This window comes from Holospora undulata HU1, assembly GCF_000388175.3.
GTDB classification, from domain to species: domain Bacteria; phylum Pseudomonadota; class Alphaproteobacteria; order Holosporales; family Holosporaceae; genus Holospora; species Holospora undulata_A.
Genome location: NZ_ARPM03000182.1, coordinates 1 through 7,480 on the forward strand (window position 1 = coordinate 1; position 7,480 = coordinate 7,480).

The window sequence follows — 7,480 nt, forward strand, 5'->3', positions numbered from 1 at the left end:
CGTGCTTTGTTTTTAATACTTTTTTTCGAAAATCTAATGAATATGTTATAACTTTAATTATATGATTTATTACGTAATTATACCAAATCAAACTGAAAGTGTTGGACTGATGCGTTGAAAGTTGTCAGTGACGCGGTCGACAAGATCCATGGCGATGGTGTCTCAGGTTTGATCGAAAAAATGCAAAATACTCTGGCAAAACTCTTTGGCAGAGAAGAATAATCGATTATTGCGCACATATTCTTCTTCGATGGGGTTCAGGTTGGGGCAAGGGAGGGCAAATAATGCACCTCAATCCCCTTTTCTTTTACTGATTTTTTGGTATCTTTGCTTGTAGAGACCTTGATCCAAGATCAGGTGAATGTTAGGCGCCCTTAGATAAGCGTCTTTCAGCGGATCAAAAAACGTCTTCAAGGTTTTTAAGGAACACCACCTGTCAAATCCAAGGCTCCCATCAGGTTCATGCGTGTAGGTCGTCGTGGAAATGGGGGTGCCTGACAGGTGATTTTCGTTGCCATAGTGGGGGGCACGCCATCACCAAACAGGATGAGTTCATCCTTCGGCGGTATTGTCATCACCGTTAAATAAAGGCTTCCTGCTTGGCTGGCTGCCTTTTTAAATGAAAAATTATGGGCGTGCAGCCACGACGTCTTGCCTTAAATCGTCTACGCGCTGCTATAGGGTTCAAGAACATGAGCGCAGACATCGCTTACTTTCATATACGTCGTGGCCCAAATGCGCGATAAGTTCCGACATGACAACTGATCGTCATTCAGAAGAGCCTTAGCAATTTGACGATCTCCACCCTGATAACAAAACTGCCTTAATCCTATCTGCTGCGTTCTTAACGCAACACGATCTTCTTCTTTCAGAAATCTTTGCATAAAAAAAATTATTAACACATAAAATTAAACTTTTAAACTATTTCATTCAGCATGAGTATATGCGCTGTTTAAAAGCACCAAAATTTTGATTTTTTATCCAAGTAAAAGCGACCATTGTCTTTTTCACAAACATCTTGTATCCTCATAAAAAGCTTTGATCTTTTTTTGAGCGCTGTGTTTACTGTGGTCCCTTCTTTTTCACCTGAAAACAACTCTATATTTTATACATCTTCTTTGGGGAATAGGTTTTATGCTTACATTGGGCTTGAAACTCATCTTCAAATCAAGAGCGCAAGAAAGATTTTTTCTTCTGCTCCAGTAGGCGCAGAACCTCTGATTGCTAATCATTGTGTTGATTTTGTGGATATGGCTTTTCCTGGAATGCTTCCTGTTCTTAACCGTTCTTCTGTTGAACAAGGGATTCGTATGGGGCTTGCCATAAAGGGAACAGTGAATGCGTATTGTGTTTTTGATCGCAAACACTATTTTTATCCAGACAATCCATCAGGATACCAAATTTCTCAGCAACGCTATCCTTTAGTAGAGCGCGGAGAAGTCTCCATCGTGGTGGATTGCCCTTGTTTAACTCCTCGGTATGAAAAAACAGTGCGAATTCATCGACTTCACCTTGAACAAGATGCGGGAAAAAGTCTGCACGATTCAAGTGGAGAGTCTTTGATTGATTTTAATCGCGCTGGCGTAGGATTGATGGAAATTGTTTCTCAGTGCGATCTTTCGTCCCCGGAAGAGGCAGCTGCCTATGTAGAACATATTCAACGCATTGCGCGCTATACAAAGACCAGTGATGGAGATATGGAAAAAGGGCAAATGCGTTTTGATGTCAATATTTCTGTGAGTCCAGAAAGCGGAGTTTTAGGAACCCGTGTAGAAATTAAAAATATGAATTCTGTTCGGTTTTTAAAGGCTGCTTTGTATTACGAAATTTCAAGGCAAATCCAGCAATTAGAGCAAAAAACCCCGCTAGTTCAAGAAACCAGAGGATTTGATGAAAAAGCGGGGGTAACTTTTAGTATGCGCTCTAAAGAGGAAGCGCAAGATTATCGGTACTTTCCTGACCCCGATTTACCAACAGTATGCATTGAAAAAGATTGGGTGCAAAAGATTTATAGTTCTTTACCAGAGCTTTTTGATGCAAGGCGTAAGCGCTTTATGCAAAATTTTCAGTTATCAGAATACGATAGTTTTGTTTTAACAGAGATATCAGAAGTTGCCGATTTTTTTGAAGAAACTTTAAATGCTGTACCAAAAGAAACTTTAGAAAACAATAAATCTAATTTAAGTAAAGTGGCGTCTAACTGGATCAGCGGCCCCTTGTTTTCAAAAATAACGCATAAAGAAAGAATTAAGGAAGAAGTGCGTTTTTCTCCTTCTCAATTTGCGGAATTTATTTTATGCGTAACAGAAAAGATCGTTTCCACACCCATAGCAAAAGAAATTTTTCAAGAAATGTTAGATCATGGGCTAAGTGTTAAGGAAATAATGCAGAAAAAAAATATAGATCTAAAAGGGAAAACTCAAGAACAGTTGATGGAGGTATTAAAAGAGATTCATGCAGAAAATCCTCATCAAGTTCAAGCATATTTGTCTGGTAAAGAAAAGTTACTTATGTTTTTTTTGGGACAAACCATGAAAAAACTAAATGGAAGAGGAAATCCAGAACAGCTTCAAAACCTTTGGAAAGACTATCTTCAATCTCTAGGAAAAAAAGAAGATCTTTAAACTAAGAACCGCTTTATGAGATTTTTTAGGTGCTATTTTTGAATCGATCTTCCCATAGCGTATAGCAGATTTTTTTCTTTATACAGAAAAGGGAAGAAAGTTTTTGGTAGAATTTTATTAAAAAGGGTATGCTTACTTTATTTTTTTAACAGCGCTGATGCTGTACTTGTGTTTTTCCAAATCTTTCTTTAGACGTTCAATATTTACACCTTTTTTAGTATTGCATAGATTTTTAAGGTTACTGAGAGCAAGCTGACCTTGAGGAACAGGGGTTTTTTCTGTATTTTCTAGTACTGGAGTTCCTTTTGCTTTTGAAGGAATTGAAGCATTTAATGCATTTTTTTGGATAGCCAAAAGTCCCATTTGTGCTCCATCCTCGCAATACACCGCAACCGGAGGAAGGTACGCGTCAGAGGAAGGCGGGGCAGATATCGTAACTTTGTTTTTGTTTTCAGATGAAGAGGGCATAGAGCTTATCTTGGGAGAGCTTAATGCAAGTGAAGGGGACGATAGTGTAGAGGGAAGAGATAGAGAAGAGGTTAGAGAAGAAAGTCCAGTAACTCCAGTCGTTGATACTGGGGCAATGGAGGGTATCGATAAGCTGTTAGTTTTCAAAGAATTTAGTGTGTTTTGAATTGAGCTTACCGAAGCTGGTTTTACTCCCCCTTCTGAAATTTTACTTCCCCCTTTATCGGAAACTTTATCCGAAGTTTTATTAATGATGTCGTCAACAGTGACGGGTGTATTTTCTTCATTGGCATTATCCACAACTTGTGAAGCATCGACTACAGAAGTGGGGCCATTAGTGATAACAGGTACAGGATTTTGCGCAGGAGTTGTTCCACCGGCAGCAGGATTTACAGGTGCAGGAGTTGTTCCACCGGCAGCAGGATTTACAGGTGCAGGAGTTGTTCCGCCGGCAGCAGGCACGAGACTAGCTCCATTATTAGGGACCGATGCGGGGTCAGAAAAATCCACTCCATATGCGCTAAAATTAAATAAACATAGGATTAAAACATATTTTTTCATACTTTAATTGAATCGGTATTTTTAAAAATTCTAATTCTTAAAAATTAAAATACAATTAATAAAAAACATTTTAAAAAAGTTTTATTTTGTAGAAAAAACGTATTAAATTCAAAGTGCGGCTTAGTATAAAGAAAATATAAACCTTCACTTCACCAAAAATAATTTTTTTTAGTGAGGAGAAAACACATAGATGTGATATACAGCTACTGAATTTAAATATAAAAAAAGATTTAAAAAGCATCGACTATCCATTTTAGTTTAATCCTAATTTTTTTATAGTTTCCTCTTTATCTTTTTACTTTATCCCGTTAAAATTAATTATACTAGTGTTAAAGCAAGACGATATGAGCAAATCTTACCATATAGGGATTATTGGATCTGGGCCAGCAGGTCTTACTGCCGCTATTTATATAGCCAGAGGTGGCTTTAAGACCACAGTTTGGGCAGGGTCTGATCCAGGAGGACAACTAAAACTAACAACTGAAGTAGAAAATTATCCAGGATTTAGCAGTCCTGTACTAGGTTCTGTACTGATAAAAGAAATGACAGAACAAGCAAAAGCTTGCGGAGCGGTGATTCTTTCAGAAGAAGTTTTAGACTTCAAAGCAGAAGAAAAAAAATTTGTCGTTCAAACCTATCAGAGCAATGCGTTGTGCGATGCGTTGATTATTGCAACCGGGGCAAAAGCTCAATGGCTTGGGTTAGAAAGTGAAGAAAAATTTAGGGGATACGGAGTATCTTCCTGTGCGGTATGTGATGGGCGATTTTTTAAAGAGCGTTCTGTTGCAGTAATCGGTGGAGGAAACACCGCAGTAGAAGAGGCGCTTTACCTTTCACATCAATGCTCACAGGTTTTGCTGATTCATAGGCGAGATCAGTTAAGAGCAGAAAAAGTTCTTCAAACTCGACTATTTGCAAGACCCAATGTGCGCATACTCTGGAGCCATACTCTGGAAGAAATTTTAGGCGAGCAATCTCCCTATAAGCATGTAACAGGAATAGTTGTAAGAGATGTTATCTGTCAGCAAACAAAACAGTTAGATATGGATGGCGTATTTATCGCCATTGGCCATAAACCAGAAACACATTGGATGCACGGAAAAGTAGAGCTAACCTCTAAGGGGTACATTGCATGCCGTTCTGGTAGCGCAAAAACGTCTCTTTCTGGAGTGTTTGCCGCAGGAGACGTAATGGATTCCGTTTACCGCCAAGCAGTTACTGCTGCGGGGTTTGGGTGTATGGCGGCACTAGATGCTATGAATTTTTTGGAGGCTCAAACTGAATCATCCTGATGAACTGCGTATCTTGGGGTTGGATCCTGGGTTAACTTATACCGGCTGGGCCATTGTTTCAACGCACCCTATCGAGCGTTTTGTGTGCAAAGCTTATGGTCGTATTCAAACCAGCGTGCGAAAAAGCATTTCAGAGCGTTTAGTGCACATTCACGACGTTTTGTTATCGGTCTGTGAAACTTGGATGCCTCATTGCGCTGCGATTGAACAAATTTTTGTTAATTCAAATCCGGTATCTTCTCTAAAATTAGGGTTAGCTCGGGGTGTTGCATTGATGACTCCGGGGCGTCTTCAAATTTCCGTTACAGAATACAGTGCCAATACAGTAAAAAAATCTGTAACGGGAAACGGGCACGCATCTAAAGAGCAAGTTTTAAAAATGCTAAAACAGATTTTTCATCAAACTCTCTCTTCTTATGATAGCAGCGATGCATTGGCAGTGGCGCTGTGTCACGGGTTTCATCTAAAATAAATGTACTGGAGCGATTTAGGTATTGTTTTAGGATGGAAAAACTTTGGAGAAAATCGTCGTTTGCTAACAGTGTTAACGCAAAAATACGGAGTATACAAGGGAATAGTTTACGGTGTTTCTCAGACTTTGTTTCCTGGGTGGGTTTTAAACTTGAGGTGGAAAGGAGCTTGTGAGACAAGTCTTGGAACATGGAGCATAGATGGCAGTGTTTCCTTGGGGGATGAATCTTCCGCTAATCCTTTAACTTTTACACTATTAACTTCTATGTGTCAGTTGTGTATTTGTGGAATTCCCGCACAAATTCCGTGCTTAGACATTTATCAAGCTTTTTTGACAAGCATGACACTTTTACCAGAACCAAGAGGGCTTCGAGCCTATGTGTTATTTGAGGCTCACATTTTGTGCTACCTTGGACATCAAGATCGACAAATACAATGTTTTATTCAAAATTGGCAAGATCCAAAAATAACCTGCGTTCGCAGGCAATGGCTTTATCAAGATAATATATGGAAACAGTTAGGAAAACACTGGCAAAATTGGCAAGAAATAAAAGAGCGTGCCTATTGCAAAATTTTCGAAAATTTTTCTTGATAACTTTTTTGGAGTTGTTTTTAAATAGGTTTCCTTGGCTCTACATCAATATTTATTTGTTTCTTATACATCTAAAACATGATAAAAAGAATGTGAATATGACAATAGAGCTGTATAGAGTTATAATTATGTAATTAATTATATAATTAAAGTTATGACATATTCATTAGATTTTCGAAAAAAGTATTAAAAAAACAAAGCACGGGGTATCATTTGAAAAAGTAGCCGCTAGATTTTGTATATCTAAATCAGCAGTAGTGAGATGGAGTAAAAATCTTGAAGGGGTCAACAAAAGACATAAACCATGGACAAAATTAGACAAAGAGAAATTGAGAATAGATAGAGAAGCATTTCCAGATAGGTTAGCTACAAAGGGCAAAAAGGCTTGGAGTGAGCGCATCTGGGATAAAACATGCTAAGAAACGTATAAGTACATATACCCCAAAAGAGAATCCAGAAAAAAGATCTACATTTTGCTAAACAATTATGATATGCCCAGAACCCACGGTCATTCTGATAAGAGAAGACGGCGCTATGGAAGTCATGTTGGGGAGAAAAAGAATGATGATAGAAGCCTTAATAGATTCTGCTTTAGGTGCAGTAGGTTTGTTAACAGCCAATACTGATGTTTTTACATTTTGGGTACAGCAGATTTTATTACCCAATCTACCTACAAAAAGTGTGAGTGTTATGGACAATGCTTCTTTTCACAAAGGTATAGAAATACGGAAGCTAGCATGTACGACGAACTACAAATTGTTCGATTGATCAAATCTTCAACTCTTATCTGTGACTCTTTTATGATCTTAGTATAGAATCTCATCCCCTCTGTTGTATCTAAACTCGGTGCATATTGCATCAGTTTTTTCCAAATGTCGGCTCTAAGCATATTTCTTGAAAACTGATGAACAGCCTTTCTAATTTTCGTGGCGCTTAGGAAAACAGACTTTAGTGCAACCTGTCTTACGTACATCCTCCAACTATTAATTTTTCACAAATGACAGTTTTTGAATAAGTCTATTAAAGCGCCACAAGCTTTAGCATTCCTAAGTTATTTTTTATTAATTTTACAAAGCAATCATATAACAAGGCGCCCTCTAGACATAGTTATATTATTTGTGCCAAAATTCCAGGTGTGAAAAGTAAAATTAAAGAAGCCTTTTACAAGAGGTGTTGTAAGCTTATAACGCAAGAGCAATAAATTATGACTTGTTTTTTACAGATAAAAGTATTGGGCAATTAAAAAAATTAATGCAGTGCGAAAGTACACTTGTTAGGCTGCGTATTCGCGTTTTAAGCGGTGGTTGCGCAGGATTAAGATACGAAATTCCACTTTGCATTGATCCAAACCCTTGGTTGATTAGCTTTTCTAACATTCTTAAACTAGTTTTCTTGCCAAATAGTATTAATCTCAGCAAACCTTTGAATAGTAATTCTCCGGTGATTTTATTATTATATCTATTGACATCGTA

The 7,480-nt window shown here is 38.0% G+C and carries 7 protein-coding genes and 1 pseudogene; 6 read left to right on the forward strand and 2 right to left on the reverse strand.

What is annotated here, in order from left to right; genetic code table 11:
• Nucleotides 1–665: 665 nt before the first annotated feature.
• Nucleotides 666–884, reverse strand: a complete 219-nt coding sequence (locus tag K737_RS05600; protein ID WP_024161399.1) for a hypothetical protein — start codon at nt 882–884, stop codon at nt 666–668.
• Nucleotides 885–1,058: 174 nt separating this feature from the next.
• Between K737_RS05600 and gatB the strand changes: the two genes are divergently transcribed.
• Entirely contained in the window at nt 1,059–2,624 is a 1,566-nt protein-coding gene (gene gatB / locus K737_RS05605; protein ID WP_235075715.1) for an Asp-tRNA(Asn)/Glu-tRNA(Gln) amidotransferase subunit GatB, read from the forward strand.
• A gap of 132 nt (nt 2,625–2,756) precedes the next feature.
• On the opposite strand, the gene K737_RS05610 is transcribed toward gatB, so the two are convergent.
• On the reverse strand, nt 2,757–3,653 hold the full coding sequence (locus tag K737_RS05610) for a RodZ family helix-turn-helix domain-containing protein (protein ID WP_006295519.1): 897 nt from the start codon (nt 3,651–3,653) through the stop codon (nt 2,757–2,759).
• A gap of 344 nt (nt 3,654–3,997) precedes the next feature.
• Here K737_RS05610 and trxB point away from each other — a divergent pair, with 344 nt between their 5' ends.
• The 5 genes and pseudogenes from trxB to K737_RS11240 form a co-directional block, all read left to right on the forward strand.
• A complete protein-coding gene (trxB, locus tag K737_RS05615) occupies nt 3,998–4,945 on the forward strand; it encodes a thioredoxin-disulfide reductase (protein WP_024161499.1) in 948 nt (315 codons plus the stop codon).
• A 13-nt stretch (nt 4,946–4,958) separates the two neighbouring features.
• The gene (ruvC, locus tag K737_RS05620) at nt 4,959–5,417 is read left to right on the forward strand and encodes a crossover junction endodeoxyribonuclease RuvC (RefSeq protein WP_006295515.1); all 459 of its coding nucleotides are present in this window, start codon (nt 4,959–4,961) and stop codon (nt 5,415–5,417) included.
• Nucleotides 5,418–6,008 carry a DNA repair protein RecO gene (gene recO, locus K737_RS05625; RefSeq protein ID WP_006295513.1) on the forward strand — a complete coding sequence of 197 codons (591 nt, stop codon included), beginning with the start codon at nt 5,418–5,420 and terminating at the stop codon, nt 6,006–6,008.
• Nucleotides 6,009–6,494: 486 nt separating this feature from the next.
• Nucleotides 6,495–6,776: a hypothetical protein gene (locus K737_RS05630; protein ID WP_006295512.1), complete on the forward strand. Its 282-nt coding sequence runs from the start codon at nt 6,495–6,497 to the stop codon at nt 6,774–6,776.
• A gap of 441 nt (nt 6,777–7,217) precedes the next feature.
• A pseudogene (locus tag K737_RS11240) lies at nt 7,218–7,480 on the forward strand (hypothetical protein); the annotation flags it as partial.